The sequence below is a fragment of the Gemmobacter fulvus genome, from assembly GCF_018798885.1.
Classification (GTDB): domain Bacteria; phylum Pseudomonadota; class Alphaproteobacteria; order Rhodobacterales; family Rhodobacteraceae; genus Gemmobacter; species Gemmobacter fulvus.
This window is the reverse complement of sequence record NZ_CP076363.1, coordinates 250,463-271,841: the sequence shown is the minus strand read 5'-3', so window position 1 is coordinate 271,841 and position 21,379 is coordinate 250,463. Positions and strand designations below refer to the sequence as shown.

General features: G+C 64.0%; 17 protein-coding genes. 11 read left to right on the top strand and 6 right to left on the bottom strand.

The features are described from left to right. The first annotated feature begins 1 nt into the window (after position 1). Complete coding sequence (locus KM031_RS19745) at positions 2-1,078, top strand: FAD-binding oxidoreductase (RefSeq protein WP_215505588.1); 1,077 nt, start codon at positions 2-4, stop codon at positions 1,076-1,078. Here the strand turns inward: KM031_RS19745 and KM031_RS19740 are convergent. Together KM031_RS19740 and KM031_RS19735 are read right to left on the bottom strand one after the other, a co-directional pair. Further along, the gene (locus KM031_RS19740) at positions 1,075-2,856 is read right to left on the bottom strand and encodes a CHASE2 domain-containing protein (RefSeq protein WP_215505587.1); all 1,782 of its coding nucleotides are present in this window, start codon (positions 2,854-2,856) and stop codon (positions 1,075-1,077) included. The two genes, KM031_RS19745 and KM031_RS19740, sit on opposite strands and share 4 nt — an antisense overlap. A 1-nt stretch (position 2,857) precedes the next feature. After that, complete coding sequence (locus KM031_RS19735) at positions 2,858-3,553, bottom strand: Crp/Fnr family transcriptional regulator (protein WP_215505586.1); 696 nt, start codon at positions 3,551-3,553, stop codon at positions 2,858-2,860. Between the two features lie 159 nt (positions 3,554-3,712). Between KM031_RS19735 and KM031_RS19730 the strand changes: the two genes are divergently transcribed. Beyond that, positions 3,713-5,599: a calcium-binding protein gene (locus KM031_RS19730; RefSeq protein ID WP_215505585.1), complete on the top strand. Its 1,887-nt coding sequence runs from the start codon at positions 3,713-3,715 to the stop codon at positions 5,597-5,599. A gap of 112 nt (positions 5,600-5,711) precedes the next feature. On the opposite strand, the gene KM031_RS19725 is transcribed toward KM031_RS19730, so the two are convergent. Next, complete coding sequence (locus KM031_RS19725; RefSeq protein WP_215505584.1) at positions 5,712-6,743, bottom strand: replication initiation protein; 1,032 nt, start codon at positions 6,741-6,743, stop codon at positions 5,712-5,714. 633 nt (positions 6,744-7,376) lie between these two features. Here KM031_RS19725 and KM031_RS19720 point away from each other — a divergent pair. The 7 genes from KM031_RS19720 to KM031_RS19690 all read left to right on the top strand — a co-directional run bounded on the left by KM031_RS19720 (position 7,377) and on the right by KM031_RS19690 (position 13,969). Further along, positions 7,377-8,579: an AAA family ATPase gene (locus KM031_RS19720; protein ID WP_215505583.1), complete on the top strand. Its 1,203-nt coding sequence runs from the start codon at positions 7,377-7,379 to the stop codon at positions 8,577-8,579. After that, entirely contained in the window at positions 8,576-9,574 is a 999-nt protein-coding gene (locus KM031_RS19715) for a ParB/RepB/Spo0J family partition protein (protein WP_215505582.1), read from the top strand. Before KM031_RS19720 ends, KM031_RS19715 begins: the two co-directional genes overlap by 4 nt. Positions 9,575-9,640: 66 nt before the next feature. Continuing rightward, positions 9,641-10,684, top strand: coding sequence for a tyrosine-type recombinase/integrase (locus KM031_RS19710; RefSeq protein ID WP_215505581.1), 1,044 nt, complete (start codon positions 9,641-9,643; stop codon positions 10,682-10,684). A gap of 199 nt (positions 10,685-10,883) precedes the next feature. Continuing rightward, positions 10,884-11,147 carry a hypothetical protein gene (locus KM031_RS19705; protein WP_215505580.1) on the top strand — a complete coding sequence of 88 codons (264 nt, stop codon included), beginning with the start codon at positions 10,884-10,886 and terminating at the stop codon, positions 11,145-11,147. 197 nt (positions 11,148-11,344) lie between these two features. Next, positions 11,345-12,277, top strand: a complete 933-nt coding sequence (locus tag KM031_RS19700) for a VOC family protein (protein WP_215505579.1) — start codon at positions 11,345-11,347, stop codon at positions 12,275-12,277. Positions 12,278-12,329: 52 nt separating this feature from the next. Beyond that, positions 12,330-12,941, top strand: coding sequence for an alpha/beta hydrolase (locus KM031_RS19695; protein ID WP_215505578.1), 612 nt, complete (start codon positions 12,330-12,332; stop codon positions 12,939-12,941). Between the two features lie 146 nt (positions 12,942-13,087). Further along, positions 13,088-13,969, top strand: a complete 882-nt coding sequence (locus tag KM031_RS19690) for a LysR family transcriptional regulator (RefSeq protein ID WP_215505577.1) — start codon at positions 13,088-13,090, stop codon at positions 13,967-13,969. Positions 13,970-13,981: 12 nt separating this feature from the next. On the opposite strand, the gene KM031_RS19685 is transcribed toward KM031_RS19690, so the two are convergent. After that, positions 13,982-15,265 carry an NAD(P)/FAD-dependent oxidoreductase gene (locus KM031_RS19685; protein WP_215505576.1) on the bottom strand — a complete coding sequence of 428 codons (1,284 nt, stop codon included), beginning with the start codon at positions 15,263-15,265 and terminating at the stop codon, positions 13,982-13,984. Between the two features lie 120 nt (positions 15,266-15,385). Between KM031_RS19685 and KM031_RS19680 the strand changes: the two genes are divergently transcribed. Both KM031_RS19680 and KM031_RS19675 read left to right on the top strand, forming a co-directional pair. After that, positions 15,386-16,282 (top strand): LysR family transcriptional regulator, encoded by an 897-nt coding sequence (locus KM031_RS19680; protein WP_215505575.1) that lies wholly within the window; start codon positions 15,386-15,388, stop codon positions 16,280-16,282. Between the two features lie 139 nt (positions 16,283-16,421). After that, positions 16,422-17,642 (top strand): pyridoxal phosphate-dependent aminotransferase, encoded by a 1,221-nt coding sequence (locus KM031_RS19675; protein WP_215505731.1) that lies wholly within the window; start codon positions 16,422-16,424, stop codon positions 17,640-17,642. A 6-nt stretch (positions 17,643-17,648) separates the two neighbouring features. Here KM031_RS19675 and KM031_RS19670 read toward each other — a convergent pair whose 3' ends face one another. Further along, positions 17,649-19,238 carry an FAD-NAD(P)-binding protein gene (locus tag KM031_RS19670; protein ID WP_215505574.1) on the bottom strand — a complete coding sequence of 530 codons (1,590 nt, stop codon included), beginning with the start codon at positions 19,236-19,238 and terminating at the stop codon, positions 17,649-17,651. 80 nt (positions 19,239-19,318) lie between these two features. Then, positions 19,319-21,337 (bottom strand): sigma-54-dependent Fis family transcriptional regulator, encoded by a 2,019-nt coding sequence (locus KM031_RS19665; protein WP_215505573.1) that lies wholly within the window; start codon positions 21,335-21,337, stop codon positions 19,319-19,321. Positions 21,338-21,379: the final 42 nt, after the last annotated feature.

The window sequence follows — 21,379 nt, the reverse complement described above, 5'->3', positions numbered from 1 at the left end:
CATGGGCAAGAACCGCATGAACTGGTCTGCCGCGCCATGGAATGACAGCGAGCTGCTGGAATGTGCCATGGTGGTGCCGGAGACCGATGATACCGCCACCTTCACCTTCCGCGCGCCCTCGGGCGCGTGGTTCGACTATCAGCCGGGGCAGTTCATCACGCTCGACATTCCTGTGCCCGGCGGCAATGTGCAGCGCACCTATACGATCTCATCGTCGCCCTCGCGCCCGCTGTCGATCTCGATCACCGTCAAGGCGCAGGTCACTTCGATCGGCACGCGCTGGATGCTGGACAACCTGAAACCCGGCATGAAGATCAAGGCCTTTGGCCCTGCCGGGATTTTCAGCTTTCACCGCGCCCCGGCGAAAAAATACCTGTTCATCTCGGCCGGATCGGGCATCACGCCGATGATGTCGATGACGACCTGGGCCTGGGATTCGGGCGAAATGCCCGACATCGTGTTCGTGCATGCCGCCAAACGCCCGTCGGAAATCATCTTTCGGGAACGGCTGGAACAGTTTGCCAACCGCGTGCCCGGATTGCAGCTGCGCTTTACCGTGGAAGAGACCGATGCCTTCCGCGCCTGGCCCGGCTACAAGGGCCGTCTGAGCCAGATCATGCTGGGGCTGATGGCCCCCGATTATCTGGACCGCGAGGTGTTCTGCTGCGGGCCGGAGCCGTTCATGCAGGGGGTGCGCGAAATGCTGACCTCCATCGGCTTCGACATGGCGCATTACCATCAGGAAAGCTTTGGCGCGCCGGTGTCGACCGAGGCCGAGGCCCCGGTGATCAACGATGTGTCGCCCGAAGAAGGTGCCAAGGCCGAGATCACCTTCAGCGCCTCGGGGCTGACTGTGGCCTGCGGCGAAACCGATACCGTGCTGGCGGTGGCGAAACGGTCCGGCCTCAACATTCCTTCGGGCTGCACCTTTGGCCTGTGCGGCACCTGCAAGGTGAAGAAAACCGCAGGCGAGGTGCATATGGTGCACAATGGCGGCATTTCGGATGATGACATTGCCGAAGGTTATATCCTCGCCTGCTGTTCGCATCCGATGGGGCAGATCGCCGTCGAGGTTTAAGGCAGCGTAAATAACGCCAGCCGCCCGAAAGACCGGATCTCCGTCTCGCCCAAGGGGCGGAGATTGCCAACACGCGCCGCCGTGCCCGGCCCGATGCAGATCTGGGTGCCGAAGCTTTTGTTCGCGTCTTGCAGCCGCGCCGCAAGGTTCACCGCATCGCCATGCGCGGTGTAATCAATCTTGCCGCCAAACCCTACATCGCCCAGCACCGCCTGCCCGGTTTCAATACCGATCCTTGTGCGGCCAAAGCCCCCCTGCCCTGCCCGGAACGCCTCGGTCGCGGTGATCAGCTCTGCCGCGCAGGCCAGCGCCGCCTCTGCATGGTCCGGCTGATCCAGCGGCGCGTTGAACAGCGCATGGATCGAATCCCCCACCAGCTTGTCGACCATGCCGCCATGTTTCAGCACGATGGCACAGGTGAGGGTAAAATAGGCATCGAGCGCCGCCACCAGATCACGCGGCCCCAGCGCCCGGGTGGCAAGGCTGAAGCCCTCGATATCGGTGAACAGCGCCGTCACCTCGCGCGCTTCGCCTTCCAGCCGCATCAGGGCGGGCTGTGCCGCAATGCGGCTAACCAAGGCGGGCGGCAAGACCTGCCCCATGCGCAGGCGCAAGGCGCGTTCTGCCCGCGCCGCCGTCACCGCCTTGCCCAGCAGCGCCAGCAGCAGCACCGCGGCTGTGGCCAGCGCCGGGCCCAGCGGATCGAGCAACCAGCCACCCGATATGTAAGCGATGGCGCCGACAGCCCCCCAGAGCACCACCGCCGCCATCCCTGCGGCAGCTCCTCTGCCCGGCGTGCTGCGCCGCATCAGACCAAGACCCAGAAATCCGGCCAGCAGCACAAACCCCGCCTCCAGCATCGGGCTGAAATCGGGGCGCTGGGGAACCCTGCCCGCTTGCAGCCCCTCGATCAGATCGGCGGTGATCTGCACCGAGGGGGCAACCGGACTCGCTGCCGTGGGCCGCAACCCGCCCCGTTGCGGCAGGCCGGAGCCGATCAACACCACCGCGCCCGACAGGCGCACCCCTGCCCCGGTTAGAACATCCTCGGCGGCCACACGGCGCGCGGCCCAGACCTCCGGCCCCGTCGGCACAAAGCGCAAGCTGCCCGCCTCTGCCGGAAACATCTGCGGCCCAAGCCGCAGCCAATCTGGCCCGGCCAGGGCTGGCCCAAAACCTGCCGCGCGGCGCGCCACTTCGACCGGCAAGGACGGATAGGCGACACCAGCCACCACGACGCCCACCGGCAAGCGCCGCACCCGTGCATCCGCATCGCCGGGTAACGCGACCGAAGCGACGCCTGCCGCCGCCGCCGCAAAGGCCGCACAGGGGCCCTCGGCCCCCGCAGCAGGCCAGAGCGCTGCGCCCTCTGCCACCGCGAGGTTGGAGCCGGGCAAGGGCGGCGTTGGCGCATCCGTCAGCAGAAACCCCAGCACGGTGGGCGCTTGGGCGAAGGCATGGGCCAGCGCCGCATTGGCCGGATCGTCGCAGGCACCCGAAAACACCATATCGACGCCAACCACCTTCGGCTGTGCCTGCGCGACACGGACCATCAACCGCGCCGTCGCCACACGGTCCCAGGGGCGGCCCGCCTCATCCAGCGCGCCGATATCCACCACGACCACCGGATCCGCAACCGCCCCTCGCGGCAGCGCCCGGATCAGGCGATCAAACACCGCCTCCTGCCACCGGACCAGCCCGGCAGGTTGCGCCAGAAACAGCGCCGCCAGCAGCAGGCTCAGCCCAAGAACCGCGATTGCGCCGCCCTGTCGCTGCATCTTACGCCACCGGATCGGCGGCAGCGGCGAGGCGGCTGACATCACACAGGAACGCATCACCCTCGCGCCGCAGCGCCGCCATTTCCAGCAGCGCCTGCAACGCACGGTTGACCTTGGGGCGGCTGGCCCCCAGCACCGACGCCAGTTCCCCCTGCGAGATTTCCAGCCGCAACACCGCCTGCGGCGGCACCTCTGCCCCATGAAGCTGACGTAACGTAAACAGGAAAAACCGCGCCAGCCGCGCCTCCAGCTGATAAAGCGCGATGCTTTCCAGCTGATCTGTTGTTTCGCGCAAGCGGCGGCAGAAATAACGGGCGGCAGCGATGCCCACAGCCGGATCGCTTTCGGCCAATGCGGCAAAGCGGCGGCCATCCAGCAGCCAGCCCAGCGTGGGCGCAACCGCCGTTGCCGCCGCAGAGCGGGGTTCACCATCCATCAGGGCAAACTCGCCCAGAGTATCGCCGCCTTCCGCATGGCGCAGGATCAACTCGCGCCCCTGTGGGGTCAGCAGGGTCAGCTTCACCCTGCCCTCGGCCAGCGCCACCATATGCGTGCCGGGATCGCCGCGCTGAAACAGCACCTCGCCCGCCTGCCAGTCGCGCCGCACGGCAATGGCCGACAGCCGCGCCAGCACCTCGGCCGACAGCCCGGCAAACAGATCGAACGAGCGCCAGAAGGCCGGGCGCGGGGTCTGCATGGTGATCCATCTCCGCATGGCGAATACGGCCTCAACCTGCGCGCAACCGCGCCGCGCCGCAACCCTGTTCCACCGGGAACAGCGCACGCGCCGCTGACAGCCCATGGTGGGTCTACGCAGCCACTTCCGGCTGCCGCAACATTCCACAGGAGCACTGCAATGGTATCCCTTTTCCGCCGCGACGGCACCCGCAATTCCGATTTTGAAGTGACCGACGGCAGCACCTCGGTCTTTGGTGACAATATCGCCGGGCTGAATGGCAATGACACGATCTACGCCCATGGCGGCAATGACACCGTATCTGGCGGCGACGACAATGACGTGATCTTTGATCTGGCCACCGCCTTTGTCGGATCGGGCAATGACCAGATCTTTGGCGATGCCGGCAATGACACCATCCATGGCGGCGAAGGCAGCGATACGCTGGATGGCGGCACCGGCACCGATCTGGTGACCTATCAATCCTCCACCGCAGGGGTGAATGTCAGCCTGTCGCGCACCACCGCACAGTTCGGCGGCCATGCTGCCGGCGATATCATCCGCAATGTTGAAAACCTGACCGGCAGCGCCTTCTCGGACACGCTGACCGGCAATGGCGTTGCGAATGTGATGAACGGCCTCGGCGGCAATGATGTGATGGCGGGCCTGGGTGGCAATGACGTTCTGAGCGGCTCCACCGGCCATGACACGATGGACGGCGGCGACGGATCGGACCGGGTGGACGGCGGCAGCAACAATGACAGCTTGTTGGGCGGCATCGGCTTTGACACCCTGATCGGGTCGTCCGGCACCGATACGCTGCGCGGCGGCGCAGATGCCGATCTGCTGGATGGCGGCACCGAATCCGATCAGCTGTTTGGCGATGCCGGGGCCGACCGGCTGTTCGGCGGCAGCGGCAATGACACGATGGATGGCGGCAGCGAAAACGACGAGGTGCAAGGCGGCGATGACAACGATCAGCTGCGCGGCGGTGCAGGCAATGACTTCGTGGATGGTGGCAACGGCAATGACACGGTGTTTGCCGATACCGGCATCGATACGCTGCGCGGCGGCTTTGGCACCGACACAGTGGATTTTGCCGGGCTGAGCCAGCGGTTCCAGATCTTTGGCAGCTTCAACACCATCGACATGGCGGCAGGTACCTTTGGCAGCACGCGCTTTACCGGGTTCGAGACGGTCAGCGGCACCTCCAACGCCGATGCGATCAGCGGCGATACCTTCGCAAACACCCTGAACGGAGCCAACGGCTCGGATCGGATCGCTGGGCGCGAGGGCAATGACACCCTGAGCGGCGGCGATGGCAATGACACGATGGACGGCGGCAGCGGCATCGACAGCCTGCGCGGGGGCACCGGCAATGATGTGCTGACCGGCGGCACCGGGCTCGATGCAGACCGCCTGTTTGGCGAGGTTGGCGCAGACCGACTGTCGGGCGAAGGTGGGGCCGATCTGCTGGATGGCGGGTCCGAGAATGACACGCTGTCAGGCGGCAGCGAGAACGATACGCTCTCGGGCGGCACGCAGGACGATCTGCTGTCGGGCGATGATGGCAATGACGTGCTCAACGGCGATGCCGGGGCGGATGTGTTGATCGGCGGCAATGGCACCGACACGATGAACGGCGGCACCGAAAATGACCGGCTTGAAGGTGGGGCCGAGGCCGATCTGATGCGCGGCGGCACGGGTGACGATACGGTGATCGGCGGCAGCGGGGCCGATGTGATGACGGGCGAGGCCGGGGCCGATGATTTCGTCTTCGTCAGCACCGCCGATTCCGTCAACGTGCCAGGCGGCTTTGATCGCATCGCCGATTTCGCGGTTGGCATTGACGATATCGACCTGTCGCTGATCGACGCCAACAGCGCCATTGCCGGGGATCAGGCCTTCAGCTTCGTGCAGTTCGGCAGCGGGGCGGGCACCGTGCGCAGCTTTGTGCAGAACGGAACAACCTTCATTGAGGCACATACCGATGCAGATAATATTGCAGATGTGGTGATCTCGCTGAACGGAAGCCTGACCCTCACGTCGGCGGATTTTGTGTTCTGATCTGCTGCCGTTCTGTTGCGCCCCCGGACCTGAAAGGTGCCGGGGGCGTTTTTGTCTGGCAAGCGCCGAAGTCTTTGGATTTCAAGGTAAAGGCCGAATTGCCAATTGGCAATTACAGCGGATTTGCCTCGGCAAACTTGCGGAAGAACGCCAGAAAGGCGCGGTCTGCATCCTCGGCCGGGGGCTTGCCACTGGCCCAGGACCGCCATTCGCCCTCGACGAAATAGATGTCATAGCCGGGAAAGCGCAGGCGGGCGGTTTCATAGGTTTCGGTGCGCAGGGCGGCACCCCGGCTGTCGAGCCAGGCCGGGCGGGCGCGCAGCGGCGGCGCAGATGGGGGCGCGGCGACCGGCTCGGTCTTTGCGGCAACGCGCTGACGACGGCCCACCTTCGAGAATTGCAGCTCCCGATCCGCGGCCCCGGTCGCATCGCCATCCTTGCGCCACCAGCGCAACTCGGCATGGGTGACCGCCCGGCCCGTCTTGATTGCGTCAATCTCCACGATGTAATCAGACAGAACCGAAACCTCGCGGACCGCCGGATCCAGCGCCCGCAGCTTCAGGTTCGACCAGGTGGTGAGCTTGCCTTTGGGTACCCCGAGGATGGAGCGCAGCGCCTCGATGGTGAATTTCTCCGACGCTTTCCAGCGCAGATTGCCGCGCTTCTGCACCATCTCATACAGGGTCAGCGCATATTTCGACGACAGCGCAAACATGACCTCGCGCTGAAGCCGGGCAAAAACCGCCGAGTTGCCAATGATCTTGCGCAGCCGGGCCGGGATTTCATATTCCACCAACCCGTCGCCGCGGGCGCTTTCCAGATTGCCACCCAGAAGCTGCACCCGTTCGATCGCCGGTTCCCCATCCCAGATCACCGCCACCCGCACGATGGCCGACATCAGCCGTTCAAGGCTTTCCCCGACGCGGTCATTGGAATTGTGCGATCCCCGCAACGCTGCCTTAGCGATGACATGGGTCACCGGCTTGTCGATGGCCTCCCAGGCATTTTCCAGCAGCAGGTTGTAGATGCGCCGGTCATTGAGCGTGAGCGGCGTCACTTCGACCAGATCCACCAGTTCCCCCGGTTTCACCAGACTTTCTGCATTTGGCCGCGCGTCAATCGTGCGGTATGTCTTGTCCACCATCTGCGCGAAAGTCCTACCCTGGGTGCCTTACATTTGTATCGCAAGGGACGTAAGCGATCAAGCGATCTGGCGCGGATCCCGGGTGTTGCGCCCAAAACGTAAGGATAGAATCGGTGGGGAGGCAATATGCGATTCGCAAGGCGTTGAGGTTAAAGGGAAATTTTTCCGCCGATTCGCGATTTGGCGACCCTTCCCAAGAAGTAAGCTTTCGCCCGCATCCCGAATCGTAAGCTTCGCCGCCCCGCAACGTAAGGCTTTGCACCCGCTTCGTAAGCAAAGCCATCCCGCTCTGTAAGGGAAAGGAGCTGTTCTTCTATTAAAAACACGGCTCTAGCGCTGATGAACTGTGAACAGATAAGAATCTGAACCCAAGATCGGTTTTTCTGATTTGAGTTTTGTGGATTTGTGCGACCTCCCACTGTCACGCCTTCGGAACTCGCTTACAAATTGGGTGGCAATGGCTCGTCACGGCAGCCGCATGTTGCACAATCCCGCAAGATGCCCCCAAAAACCACTCAGGCAGCATCAGGGGCCATACTTCCCGTTTTCCAGGCCATACCCCACGAATTCCGAACTTTACCTTATCACCATCATGCGCCATGATTCCCGCAGCGATCTCCGCCGGAGCTTCAGATGAACACCCCCGCTTTGCCACTCGTCTCTTTGGACGAGCTTACCAATCTCAGCCGCCGCGCTTCCACCGTTATTGAACGGCTACGCGAGCGTGTCTTTGCCCCCGGCACACAAAAGGAACTGGATCTGCGCTTCAATGTGCGCACCGCCGCCGAAATGGCTGGCCGCACCGACAAGGCGATCCGGGATGCGGAGGCGGATGGCCGCTTGCCCGAACCCGAGAAGGATGGCGAAACCAGCCGCAGGCTTGGTTATACCTTGGCCGATGTGAACCGGATGCGCGAAACCTTCGGCACCTTGCCGCATCGCGCGCCAGAAGATCCGGCTCTGGTTCTGGCGGTGCAGAACTTCAAGGGCGGTGTCGGCAAATCGACCACCGTGTGCCATCTGGCACAGTATTTCGCGCTGAAGGGCTACCGCGTCTGCGTGATCGACTGTGACAGCCAGGCCAGCACCACCGCGACATTCGGCCTGAACCCGGATGTCGACATCGACGAAGACGAAGAAACGCTCTATCCATTCTTCCGCTATGGTGGGCCGAAAACCCTGCATTACGCGCTGCGCGCCACCTATTGGCCGGGCATCGCGATCATTCCGGCCAACCTTGGTCTCTATGATGCCGAATATGAGTTTGCCGCGCGCATGGCGCGCGAACCGGCGTTCATTCTGGATCGCCTGCGCGAGGGTATTCAGACAATCGAGGATCAGTTCGACATCATCCTGTTGGATCCGCCGCCAGCCTTGGGCATGTTGTCGCTGTCGGTGCTGCGGGCCGCCAATGCGCTGCTGATCCCGGCACCCCCGAACAACATTGATTTCGGCTCTACCGCCCATTTCCTCAAGATGCTGGAAACCACGTCGGCAGAACTGGCGCGGCATGGCGGCGAACGCAGCTATCATTTCGTCAAGATCCTGGCCTCCAAGATGAACGATCAGAAATCGGCGCATCTCGCGATCAAACGCATGATGGATGCGGTATTCCCGCAGGACATGCTTCAGGCCGTGCTGAAGGACAGCGCGGAAATCGACAATGCAACCGCCAATCTGGCCACGGTTTACGAACTGACCGGGGCCGCGACCCGCACCGAAACCCATCGCCGCTGCCGGGCCTATCTGGATGCCGTGGGCCGCGAGGTGGAGCTTTTGATCCGCAAGTGCTGGCCCAGCCATCACAAGGCATTGCGCAAGGAGGGCCTGCTGTGAGCAAACGCCATGACGCGATTTTTGACGATGTGCTGAAAGGCATCGACGCCAAACCGATCAGCGATGACCGGGGCGGGGCGCGGTTTCTGAAACGCTCCAACGCTTTGGCAGAAAGCGGCGAGCGGGAGGAGAAGCTGCTGCGCTGGGTCGAACCGGAGGTCTGCGTGATGTGGGCGCGCCACAACCGCGCCTATGCCGAGCTGACGCCGGAAAACTGCGATGACCTGATCTCGTCGATGCGGGCGCAGGGGCGGCAGGAGTTTCCGGCGGTCGTGCGGCGTCTGCCCGCGGGCGCACCTGCGCGGCAGGACGGCGCGGAATATGAGGTGATCTGCGGCGCGCGGCGGCATTTCGCCGTCACCTGGCTCAAGGCGCATAACTATCCGCAGTTCCGCTATCTGATCGAAGTGCGTGATCTGACGGATGAAGAGGCCTTCCGCCTGGCCGATCTGGAAAACCGCGACCGCGAGGATATTTCGGATCTGGAGCGGGCGCGCGATTATGCCGGGGCGCTGGATCACTATTACGGCGGCAGTCAAAAGGCGATGGCCGAGCGGCTGGAGGTTTCGGAAGCGTGGTTGTCGCGCTACCTCAAACTGGCCGAACTGCCGCCCGCGATTGTGGCGGCCTTTGCGTCGATCCGCGATCTGCGCGAATTGCACGCCCGGACCCTGCGCCCGTTGCTGAGTGATGACGCTACGGCGGGTGCGGTTCTTGCGGCGGCGGCAAAGCTGGCGGGGGAACAGGCGCTGGCGCGTCAGGGCAAGATTGCGCCGGTGCTGGCGCCCACGGTGGTTGCCCGGCTTAAGGCTGCGGCAGAGGGCCCGCGGCCGGCACGCAGCAGCACCATGTTCCGCCCCGATCCCAAGGCGCCGGGGCTGGAGATGCGGCGCAGGGCTGGGAAGGTTCTGCTGGAATTCAAGGAATCCATGCCAGAGGCGGCCCTGCGCGCGGCTTTGGATGCGTTTCTTGCCGCGCAGTATCAGAAGCGGTAATTGCCAATTGGCAATTCTGAAAACCATAGGCAGATCAATTGGATGTCCCTTGGGCAGGGGGATGCCATGATGGGGCCGGCTGGACTGTTGCCCACCACATTGGCCGCCGAGGACGAGGCTGCGCTGACCGAACTGTATCGGCGTGGCACCCCTGCCAATACGCTCCGCGCGTGGGAGCGGGATCTGGCCTATATTACCGCTTGGAAGGCAGCCGCCTTTGATGCGCCGCTGGTGTGGCCGGAAAGCGAGCGGGTGGCGCTGCGCTTCATCCTCGATCATTCGGTTGATCTGGCGGGCGGTGCGGCCAACCCGGCGCGGCAGACCGCCGAGGCGCTGATGGCCGCAGGTTTGCGCCGCAGCCTTGATTGCCCGGCAGCCGCCACGCTGGACCGGCGTATCGCCAGCTGGCGCGCCTTTCACCGGATGAAAAACCTCGCCTCGCCGTTCGAGGCTCCGCTGGTGGCGCAGGCGCGGATCAAGGCGCGCCGGGCCGTGGCGCGTCCGCGAGTGCCAAAGTCGCCGCGCCCGATCACCCGTGCCGTACTGGAGCAGGTGCTGGCAAGCTGTGACGACAGCCTGCGCGGGCTGCGGGATCGGGCGATGCTCAGCCTTGCCTTTGCATCGGGCGGGCGGCGGCGGAGCGAAGTGGTGGCGCTGTATCGTGAAGACATCGAGCTGGGCGAATTTGATGCGAAAGGTGTGATCTGGTTGCGCTTGCTGGACACCAAGACAACTGACCGCAGCGCCGCCCCACGTCTGCCCCTCAAGGGTCGCGCAGCACGCGCCTTGATCGGCTGGATTCAGGCGACACAAATTGAGGAAGGGCCGCTGTTCCGGCCAATCAGCCGGGCAGGGCGGGTCTTGCCGCGCAGGCTGGCCCCCGATGCGATGCGGGTGATCCTGCGACACCGGCTGCAACTCGCGGGTCTGCCCGCCGATTACGCCACCGCGCATGGGCTGCGCGCGGGCTTTCTGACGCAGGCCGCGCTGGACGGGGCACCGCTGGCGGCAGCGATGCAGCTGTCGCTGCACCGTTCGGCCATACAGGCGCAACGCTATTATGCGGATGTCGAGATTTCGGACAATCCGGCAACCGATCTGTTGGGGTGAGGTGACAGGCATTATCTGCGCCGCTGTCATACCTGTGTCATATCTCTATGCGATATTCACGGGACGATCACGAAACCGACAATATGCGCCCTCATCGAACTGAGAATGCGACAAAGACGGTCTAATCACGGCCAACCCAGCCGACTATCTCCATGTCACAAGACGCAGCGAGCGTCTGAACCCTAGACAGGAGACGACCATGAAACTTTTTACCACTGCCGTTACCGCCCTTGTGCTTGTGGCCGGTGTTGCCAATGCTGCCAGCTTTGAAAGCGGCCGCGAGCGTCCCGATTTTGCCGGTGTGACCGCTGCAAACACCCAAGGCACCCCAGTCGAGGTCAAAGCCTCTGCCGTGAATTCGACCAAAGAGCTGTCGCGCATGGGCAAAGCTGCCGATGATGTCGTGACCGTGTCCAAATTCCCGTCCTCGGGCATCGTTGATGACGCACGCGGCAACCGCTGATCGCGTTCTGGCCGCAAGGCCCCACAGGCGCCCGCATCACGCGGGCGCCTTTATGATTTCTGCGGCACCGCTCGATTATTGTACTGTGTGAAATAAACAATGCCACATTATGATTATTCTGTTTCGGGCTCAGGCAGCCCATCTTCCTTGCAAGCGAAACGGACCGGGGCAAAGCGCCCCATTGCAAGGAACACCCCATGCTCAGCCAGATCAAAGGCCTGCACCATGTGACGTCGATGGCGGCGGATGCGCAGGAGAACAACAGCTTCTTCACCAAAACCCTCGGCCTGCGCCGGGTGAAGAAAACGGTGAACTTCGATGCGCCGGATGTGTATCACCTCTATTACGGCGACGAGACCGGCGCGCCCGGCTCTGTGATGACCTATTTCCCGTTTCCGCACATCGTGAAAGGCCGCCGTGGGGCGGGCGAGGTGGCGGAGACCGTGTTTTCGGTGCCCAAAGGCAGCTTGCCCTATTGGGCAGACCGGCTGGGCAATCATGGCGTCAGCGGGCTGTCGGCGCATGAAGCTTTTGGCCAGAAACGTTTGCGCTTCCATGGGCCGGATGGCGAGGGCTTTGTGTTGTCCGAGGTGGAGGGCGACAGCCGCCCCGCCTTTGATGGTGGCCCGGTGCCGCAGGCCGAGGGCGTGCATGGCTTTCACGGCGTGAGCATGCGGTTGCGCGATGGCGGGGCCATGGCGGAGTTGCTGGGTTTCATGGGCTATGAGGCGCAGGACCGGCAGGGCGATGTAACGCGCTTTGCGGTCAAGGGCGGCAATGGGGCCGATGTGATCGACCTTGAGGTGCTGCCCGGTGCTGCGCCTGCCCGGCAAGGCGCAGGTTCGGTGCATCATGTGGCCTTTGCGGTAGAAAATCGTGCGGCCCAGCTGGAGGTGCGCAAGGCGCTGATGGACACCGGCTATAACGTGACCCCGGTCATCGACCGCGACTATTTCCATGCGATCTACTTCCGCACATCGGGTGGGGTTCTGTTCGAGGTTGCCACCAACGAGCCGGGCTTTGATCGCGATGAAGACACGGCGCATCTGGGCGAGGCGTTGAAGCTGCCCAAACAGCACGAACATCTGCGCGGGCAGATTGAACGTGTGCTGACGCCGATTGTCGATTGAGCTTTGGCACCCGCGCAGGCGGGTGCCGCCTTCCACAGAAAAGGAGCCTGACATGGCACTGTCCAGCTATCTGCATCTGGCAAAAGCCCCGGTGGGCGATGCGCCTCTGGTGTTTGCCTTTCACGGCACCGGCGGAGACGAGCATCAGTTTTTCGGCCTGATCGACCAGATGCTGCCGCAGGCGGGCATCATTGCGCCGCGGGGCGATGTCTCGGAACATGGGGCCAACCGCTTTTTCCGCCGCACGGGGGAGGGCGTCTATGATATGGCGGATCTGGCCCGGCGCAGCGTGCAGATGACCGCCTTCATCCGCGCGCATTCTGCGGCGCATCCCACAGCGCCGGTTTATGGCCTTGGCTATTCCAATGGCGCGAATATTCTGGCCTCGGTGCTGTTTGGGGCCGCCGGTCTGTTTGACCGGGTGGTGCTGATGCACCCGCTGATCCCCTGGACGCCGGAGCCTGCTGCGGGGCTTGCAAAGACCGCCGTATTGATCACGGCGGGCAAGCGCGACCCGATCTGCCCCTTGCCGCTGACTAAGGCGCTGGCCGATTATTTCACCGCACAGGGCAGCCAGACCGATCTGGCGCTGCATGACGGTGGGCATGAGGTGCGCCCCGAGGAACTGAGCCGGATTGCGCAATTCCTTCAGGCCAAGGGCTGATGCGCCGCTTTTGATCGGTCCGGCCAGATCCCCTGTGCTGCTGGGGAAGCCTGACATACCAGAATGTTACTGGCAAATCGCTGGCCTTGGGGTGTATCCCCATGGACCAGCCAGTCCGTGCTGCGCCCAAGACCCGGAGCCACCCCGTGGATACGACCATCCTTCAGACCTATCTTCACATCGTCGACGAAGGCAGTTTTGCCGCTGCCGCGCGCCGCATGGGCATCTCGAAAAGCATGTCCAGCAAATACATAGCGGATCTGGAAACCAGCCTTGGGGCGCGGCTTCTGACCCGCTCCACCCGCTCGGTGCGGCCCACGGCGCTTGGCGTGGAATATTACACCAAGGTCAAGGATGTGTTGGACAAGTTGGAGCAGGCCAACGAGGCGGTGCGCAGCACCTCAAGCCATATTGCAGGCCCGCTGAAGATCGGCTCGCCCATCGCCTATACGATGAAGGTGCTGCAACCGCATATCGTGCAGTTCATGGAAGACTATCCCGATGTGCAGCTGGAGGCGGTGCTGGATGACAAATGCTCTGATCTGATCGGGGATGGTTTCGACGCGGCCATCCGCATCGGCGATCTCGACGATTCCAGTCTGGTGGTGCGGCGGCTGCATGGCGCGCGCATCCATATCGTTGCCGCACCGGCGTATCTGGCGCAGCATGGCGTGCCGTTGAAACCCGCTGAACTGGCCGCGCATCGCTGCCTGCACTATACCAATATGCGCGGCAGTGGCACCTGGCCGTTCCAGATCGGCAACGAGATCACCTATCAGAAGATCCATCCCAGCTTTTCCGCCAATAACGGTGACATCATCCGGGCCACCGCCGTGGCGGGCAAGGGCCTGGCCTTCATGCCGGAATTCCTGATCGAGGAAGAGCTACGCAGCGGGCAGCTCGTGCCGGTGCTGGCCGACTACAGCCTGCCGGATGTGCCGGTCAATCTGGTCTACCCGACGCGCAAGAACATGACCGCCGCCCTGCGCGCCTTCCTCGATTTCATGGGCGGGTTGCAGCTGAGCTGAGGTGGCGCGGGGTCAGAACCGCGCACCGGCCAGATGCGCAATCTGCGCGCCGAATTCATAATAGGCCTCGCGCAGGGGCAGGGCGCTGATCGGCTTCGGGGCCGAAACCGGCAAGGGCATGTCTTCCGCGCGCATCTCGCCCGCGACATGGGCGGCCAGCAGGCGGCCGAACACCGTGCCCGGCGCAATGCCGCGCCCGTTATAACCGCAGATGGTGACAATGTTCTGATCCAGCTGATGAAAGCGGGGCAGATTGTCCGCCGTCATGCCGATCTGGCCATACCATTCGGCTTCAAACCGGATCGGCCCCAGATCGCGCCAGAGCTTGCGCATCTCGCGCTTGGCCCAGTTGCGATGCACCGCCGCCCCACCGCGCCGCAGCGCGCCGACCGAGCCGAACACCAGCCGCCCGCGCTGATCAAAACGGTAAGAGGACAGGATCTCGCGCGTGTCCCAGCAGCCTTGCCGTTCGGGCAGGATCCGGGCCTGCAGCGCCGGGGACAGCGGTTCGGTGGCAAGGTTGAAATAGGGCAGGAACACCTGTTGCTGCCGGATCGCCGGAAACAGATGCGTGGTATAGGCATCTGTGCCCATCACCACCCAGTTGGCCCGCACCGACCCGGCGCGTGTGATGGCCTGCCAGTGGCTGCCATCGCGGCGCAGCGTCGTCACCGGGCTTTCGGTGAACAGTTGCACCCCCTGACGCAGCGCCGCATGGGCCAGCCCGCGCGCATAGGCCAGCGGCTGAATCGTGCCCGCGCGCAGATCGAGCAGCGCGCCGCTATAGGCGTTGCTGCCCACCTTGCGGGCGGTTTCCGCTGCATCCAGCAGATGCACTGGCGCGCCACGCTTTTGCCACTGCCGGGCGCGTTCGGTGATATCGGCCAGCCCCTTTTGCCCCCAGGCCAGATGCAGGGTGCCTTGCCGCTCCACCTCGCAGGCGATGCCGTGGCGGTCGATCACCTCGAACACCTGACGCGGCCCATCGCCCAGCGTGTCGATCAACCGGTTGCCCAAGGCCTCGCCCAGGGTGGCGCACAGGGCTTCAGGCATCACCCACATGCCGGCATTGACCAGACCGACATTGCGCCCCGCGCCGCCAAAGCCCGGAGCCACCGCTTCCAGCAGCACAACCGACAGGCCGCGCTCTGCCAGATGCAGCGCGGTGGAAAGGCCGGTATAGCCCGCGCCAATCACCACGACATCGGCCTGAACATCGCCCTGCAACGGCCGCGTGGCCGGGGCATCGGGGGCGGTCAGTTCCCACAGGCCATGAGAGCGGGGATCGTTGAGCATGGGACGTGTCCTTGGTGGGGCAGGGTGGGGGTGGGGCAGGGCGGTTTGCGCAGTTCTGGCTTGAACATCGCCGCAAGAGAAGCGACTTTTGCTCAACACCTCATTCACAATCGGAATATCATGCGCGCGCCCCGCCGTTTCCTGCCCTCGCTGCCCCTGCTGGCGGCTTTCGAGGCTGCTGCGCGCACCGGATCGGTGACGGCGGCGGCGGCGGAACTGTCGCTGACACAAAGTGCCGTCTCGCGGCAGATCAAGGCGCTGGAGGAACAATTGGGCGTGGCGCTGTTTCACCGCGAACGGCAGACCATCCGCCTGACCTTCGGCGGCGAGGCCTATGCGCGCGAAATCCGCGAAGCGCTTTACAAGATTTCGGCGGCCTCGCTCAATCTGCGGGCCAATCCGATGGGCGGCACGCTGACACTGGCCATCCTGCCGACCTTCGGCACCCGCTGGCTGGCCCCGCGCCTGCCGCGCTTTCTGTCGTCTTATCCGGGCGTCACCATCAACCTGATCACCCGGATCAGCGCCTTCGATTTCCGGCACGAGGCGATTGATGCCGCGATCCACTTTGGTCAGCAGGACTGGCCGGGCACCGGCATGGCCTTGCTGCGCCCCGAAACTGTGCTGCCGGTCTGTGCCCCGATGCTGCGCGACCAATACGGCTTTGCCGAGGCCGCGGATATCCGGGCGGCCCCCCTGCTGCACCTGACCACGCGCCCCGATGCGTGGGAGCGCTGGCTGCGGCTCTATCAGGCGGATGCTGAGGGGGTGCATGGCATGTTGTTCGATCAGTTCGCCACCCTGGCGCAGGCCGCGATTGCCGGGCTGGGGGTGGCGCTGATCCCGGCCTTTCTGATTGCCGAGGAACTCGCGGCGGGCAAGCTGGTGCCGGCGCTGGATCTGCCGATGCAGAATAGCGAGGCTTATCATCTGTGCTGGCCGCTTGATCGCGCCAGCCACCCGCCGCTGGTGGCGTTCCGTGACTGGATCCTTGCGGAAACCGCGCCAGACCGCTGAGTGCTTCACCATTCCCATAAGGAATGAATCAATGCCTATAAATCGGTTGAAATGCTGAAATGACTGGTGCCTTTGTGGGGCGGTGATGCGTCTGGCGAATGAGGCCGGGGCGATCACCCCCACAGCCGAGGTCAGACCCATGCAAGATACCGCCGCCCCGTTCCATCCCGCCACGCGGATCAGCTCCATCGGGGTGTCGACCATTCTTCAGATCACCGGCATGGCCAATGCGCTGAAACGGCAGGGCCGGGATGTGATCGTGCTGGGCGCCGGAGAGCCGGATTTCGACACGCCCGACCATATCAAGGAGGCGGCGATTGCCGCGATCCGGGCAGGGGAAACCAAATACACCGCACTGGATGGCACCCCCCAGCTCAAACAGGCGATCCGTGACAAATTCCGCACCGACAACGGGCTGGATTTCGCGCTGGATGAAATCACCGTCAGCACCGGCGCAAAACAGGTGCTGTATAATGCGATGATGGCCACGCTGAACCCCGGTGACGAGGTGATCATCCCGACGCCCTATTGGGTGTCCTATTCCGACATCGTCGAAATTGCGGGCGGCACGCCGGTGCTGATCCCCTGCGCCGAGGCAGACGGGTTCCGACTGACGGCAGCGGCGCTTGAGGCGGCCATCACCCCCAAAACCCGCTGGGTCATGCTGAACTCGCCCTCCAACCCGTCGGGTGCGGCTTACAGCGCCGCCGATTACCGCCCGCTGCTGGATGTCTTGCTGCGCCATCGCCATGTCTGGCTGATGGTCGATGATATGTATGAAAAGATCGTCTATGGCGATTTTGCGTTCGTGACACCGGCAGCGCTGGAACCGACCCTGCGGGACCGGGTGCTGACGGTGAATGGCGTCTCCAAGGCCTATGCGATGACCGGCTGGCGGATCGGTTATGCAGGCGGGCCGCGCGCGCTGATTCAGGCGATGGCCGTGGTGCAAAGCCAGTCGACGTCGTGCCCGTCCTCGGTCAGTCAGGCGGCGGCTTTGGCGGCGCTGACCGGGCCGCAAGGCATCGTGGCAGAGCGTTGCGCGGATTTTCAGACGCGGCGCGACTATGTGGTGGGCGCGCTGAATGCCATTCCCGGCCTCAGCTGCCGGATGCCCGAAGGGGCCTTCTACACCTTTGCCAGCTGTGCCGGGGCGATCGGCAAGACCGCGCCCGATGGCAGCGTGATCGCAACGGATGCCGATTTCGCGCGGTATCTGCTGACGGCACGCGATGTGGCGGTGGTGCCGGGATCGGCCTTCGGTCTGGCCCCCTATTTCCGCATTTCCTATGCCACTTCGATGGCCGAGTTGCAGCGCGCCTGCACCCGGATCGCCGAGGCCTGCGCCGCGCTGCGCTGAGCCAGTCTAGGCCCAGCGGCGGCGCTTGCGGCGCGCGGCATCCTGCCGGATCTCGCGCGCCATGGCGGTGCCAATCTCGGCGCAGGCGGTGATGCCCTGCACAAAAGGCTTGTCGTGCATCAGATAGGGCAGGGCCCCAAACGAGATGCGTCCGGCAAAATCCTCGGCCCCGATCAGTTGATAGGCATCATCCACCTCGGGGATCTCCTGCCCGGCCTCCAGCAGCGCGTCGCGCAGATGCGGGAAGGGCAGATCTTCGGTGGTCAGCGGCTTTTGCCCACGCGCATCTATGAAGATGTCAAAGACAAGGGTCTTGCCCTTGGCCCGGATCACCGTTTTCTCGCCCGTGCGATCCAGATCATAGGGGTCACCAAGCGCCAGAACCTCCAGCACGCCCGCATCCCGCAAGGCCAGCAACCGGCGGATCGATTCTGACGGCACGGCGGCGTAATTGTCGACGAACACCTTTTTCAGGCCCGTATCGAACCGCTCCCGATCATCCTCGGGCAGATCGGCCACAACCGCGTCGATCTTTTCATGCATCCTCAGGATGGCATAGCGCCAGGGCACCGTGATTTCATGCGCCTTGTTATATTCCACCTCGGCCAAGTTCTTGCGGGCCCAGCGGAACGGATCCTGCGCTTCGCGTTCGGCGAAATAGGCATCGGGAAAGCTGTCTGCGGTCAGCTTGGCAATGCCGATCCGCGTGGCATAGGCCGGATCGGCCTGCAGGATTTCGGCGCGGAACAGATCAAAGATCGCGTCATAGGGCCGGGGCGCAGACAGGCATCGGGCCAGCGCCGCATCCGTCATCTCTTGCAGCGGCAGATAGGGCAGGGGGCAATAAAAATCCGCCTCGGGCAAAACCCCGGTCCAGGACATGAGCGTGATTTTCAACCCATCGGCATCGGTCTTGAAGGTCAGATCCTCGCCCTTGCGGTGAAAGCGGCCATGCTGGTTTGCCACCGCCATCGCCGCATCAATCGAACTGAGCGAGGTGCCCATGATCCCCACCCGCGCCGCCGGAATCTCGGCGTCGATCAGGCCGGACCATGGGCTGGGAAAATAGGTGCGGCTCGCCTCTTCGGCTTCGGGAAAGACATGGCCTGTCGCCACAATCACCCGGTTGAAGCGCTGGGTCAGCGGCCCGTTCGCGCTGTGCAGGATCACCTTGCCCTCTTGCGCGACAAGATCGGTAATTTCGGTTTTCTCGCGGATCTCGATCTGGTGCCCTGCTGCGCGGGCATGATCGACCAATGTCATCAACTGGTCGCGGAAATATTCGCCCAGCAGAAGCCGGGGGGTGAATTGCCGGTCATCCAGCTCGTCCACTGCAAGCCCATAAGACGACAGCCGCGCCTGCGGCAGATCTTGCAACCAGTCGAGATAGGGGGTGACGACAGGCGGGATTTCGATGCTGGCAATATTGGCCAGCATGGCCTTGCTGGCGGTTTCGGGGGAATAGGGCATGCCGATCCCGGCTTTTTCGCCCTTTTCAAACAGCCAGATCACCAAAGGCGTGCTGTGGCGGATCAGGCTGCGGAAGGCATAGATGCCAGTCGGGCCTGTGCCCACCACCGCGAGTGTCGTCGCCATAAAACCACCATGCCCGTTGCGCCGTTGTCTCTGCGGCGATGGGTGAATGACCTCAGCGTCGGATCGGTTCCCGACCGCCGCTATTCATAGGTGCGACGGATGCCGTAAAGCTTCAGTTTGCGATACAGCGTCGGGCGCGAGATGCCCAAAGCGGCGGCGACCCGTGTCATATTGCCGGCCTCGCTGACCAAAGCGCGGCGGATTGCCTGACATTCCATATCCGTCAGGCTGACCGGATCCGGTTCGATCACGGCTTTTGCCGGGACGGCGGGGGGCTCTGGCAGGGTCTGCATATTGCGCGGCAGATCTTCCAGCGTCACCTGCCCGTCCACCGACATCAGGTGCAGCCGCTCGAACAGATTGCGCAATTCGCGCACATTGCCGGGCCAGCGATAGGCCAGAAGCTGCTCCATCACCGCATCGTCCAGCGTCAGCGGCGGGCGGCCCAGCCGGGCCGCGACCCGCTGGTTGAAATGCGTAGCCAGAACCGGAATGTCGCAGCCGCGTTCGCGCAGGGGCGGCACGTCGATGGTGACCGTGCCGATGCGGTAAAACAGATCGCGGCGGAAGCGCCCGGTTTCCACCTCAAGCCCCAGATCGCGGTTGGTCATTGCCACCAGTTGCACATCCACCGGCCTGCGCTTGGCACAGCCCACACGGTAGATCGCCCGCTGTTCCAGCACCCGCAGCAGATAGGGTTGCAATTCCAGCGGCATTTCCCCGATTTCATCAAGGCAGAGCACCCCACCGTCTGCCAGCTCGAACTTGCCGGGTTTGCCATCCCGCGCCGCGCCGGTGAACGCCCCGGCCACATGGCCGAACAGCTCTGACCCGAACAGATCGACAGAGATCGCGCCGCAATTCACCGTCACGAAAGGCGCGCCGGATTTGCGGCCACTGCCCGCGTGAACCAGCCGGGCGAACAGCTCTTTGCCCGCGCCGGTTTCGCCCTGTATCAACACCGGCGCACCCGCCGCGGCGGCGCGGCGCGCGAGGTCCATCGCCTCCAGATATTTCGGCGCGGTGCCGATCATCAGCAAGGCTTCTTCTTCGGTGCCTGCGCGCGGGGCGATGCGCACCGGGGCCGTGGGGGCCACGGGAGCAGCGGACAAGGCGGCGCGCGGGTTCGATGGCAGGATCAGCGCCGCACCGCTGAAGGCGCCATCCAGCATCAGCCGGTTCACGCCACTGGCCCGCAGCGGCGGCGGCAGCGCCTTGGCAATGTCGCCATCGCTCATCGCATCGGACAGGGCGATCAACTGCCGCCCCAGCGCCAGATCACAGCCACGCCGCGCCGGGCTTTGCCGATGATAGATCACCCGCCCGATCCGGTCGAGGATCACCACGCCATCGGTTTTGCTGCGGCTGGCCCCGGTATCCAGAAAGGCTTCCAGCAGGCGCACCCGCTCCATCTCTTGCCGTTCGGCCAGCGCCACTTCGATCTCCCGCGCCACGGCTGCCACAAGGGCCACGTTATGGGGGCGAAAAATGCCCGGCGGGCCGGACAGATCGACCGCGCCCAGAACACGCTGGTCGAACGGGTCGCGGATCGGGGCGGCGGCACAGGTCCAGCCCTTGATGCCCTGGCAGAAATGTTCGGACCCATGCACCACCACCGGCTGCCCGGTGCGCAGTGCGGTGCCGATGCCATTGGTGCCGATCATCGCCTCGTCCCAGGCGCAGCCTTGAATGAGGTGGATGGCCTGCGCCGCATCCTGAGTCCGGCAATCGCCGATCTGGTCCAGAATCATGCCCTTGGCATCGGTGAGGATCAGCAGCGCGTCTGCCTCGCTCAGCAGCGCACCGATCTTGGCAAAGGGCAGGCGGGCCGCGCTGCGCAGGGCGGCATTTTCTTCGCGCGCCTGTGTCAGCCGTTCATCCGCGTGATCCAGCGGCGCAAAATCGGCCAGCGCGTCAATCCCGAGTTCAAGGCTGCGGCACCAGGATTCCAGAATCTCGCTGCGCACCCCGGCACTGCGGGTGCGCTCAAGATCGCGGTAGGTCAGCAGGTCTTCCCAGGCGCGCATCGTCATGCGCTGATCGAACCAGGTATCGGGCAACCCGGCGGGCGGTGAAAATCCGGTGGTTGCTTCAGTCATCCGAGGCATCCATTCTGGCTGGAGGGCCACAGGCCCAGTCTG

Excerpts from the sequence above, each read along its gene's own strand:
- KM031_RS19745 (WP_215505588.1), top strand. The coding sequence starts at position 2 with ATGGGCAAGAACCGCATGAACTGGTCTGCCGCGCCATGGAATGACAGC.
- KM031_RS19740 (WP_215505587.1), bottom strand. The coding sequence starts at position 2,856 with ATGCAGCGACAGGGCGGCGCAATCGCGGTTCTTGGGCTGAGCCTGCTG.
- KM031_RS19735 (WP_215505586.1), bottom strand. The coding sequence starts at position 3,553 with ATGCAGACCCCGCGCCCGGCCTTCTGGCGCTCGTTCGATCTGTTTGCC.
- KM031_RS19730 (WP_215505585.1), top strand. The coding sequence starts at position 3,713 with ATGGTATCCCTTTTCCGCCGCGACGGCACCCGCAATTCCGATTTTGAA.
- KM031_RS19725 (WP_215505584.1), bottom strand. The coding sequence starts at position 6,743 with ATGGTGGACAAGACATACCGCACGATTGACGCGCGGCCAAATGCAGAA.
- KM031_RS19720 (WP_215505583.1), top strand. The coding sequence starts at position 7,377 with ATGAACACCCCCGCTTTGCCACTCGTCTCTTTGGACGAGCTTACCAAT.
- KM031_RS19710 (WP_215505581.1), top strand. The coding sequence starts at position 9,641 with ATGATGGGGCCGGCTGGACTGTTGCCCACCACATTGGCCGCCGAGGAC.
- KM031_RS19705 (WP_215505580.1), top strand. The coding sequence starts at position 10,884 with ATGAAACTTTTTACCACTGCCGTTACCGCCCTTGTGCTTGTGGCCGGT.
- KM031_RS19700 (WP_215505579.1), top strand. The coding sequence starts at position 11,345 with ATGCTCAGCCAGATCAAAGGCCTGCACCATGTGACGTCGATGGCGGCG.
- KM031_RS19695 (WP_215505578.1), top strand. The coding sequence starts at position 12,330 with ATGGCACTGTCCAGCTATCTGCATCTGGCAAAAGCCCCGGTGGGCGAT.
- KM031_RS19685 (WP_215505576.1), bottom strand. The coding sequence starts at position 15,265 with ATGCTCAACGATCCCCGCTCTCATGGCCTGTGGGAACTGACCGCCCCC.
- KM031_RS19680 (WP_215505575.1), top strand. The coding sequence starts at position 15,386 with ATGCGCGCGCCCCGCCGTTTCCTGCCCTCGCTGCCCCTGCTGGCGGCT.
- KM031_RS19675 (WP_215505731.1), top strand. The coding sequence starts at position 16,422 with ATGCAAGATACCGCCGCCCCGTTCCATCCCGCCACGCGGATCAGCTCC.
- KM031_RS19670 (WP_215505574.1), bottom strand. The coding sequence starts at position 19,238 with ATGGCGACGACACTCGCGGTGGTGGGCACAGGCCCGACTGGCATCTAT.
- KM031_RS19665 (WP_215505573.1), bottom strand. The coding sequence starts at position 21,337 with ATGACTGAAGCAACCACCGGATTTTCACCGCCCGCCGGGTTGCCCGAT.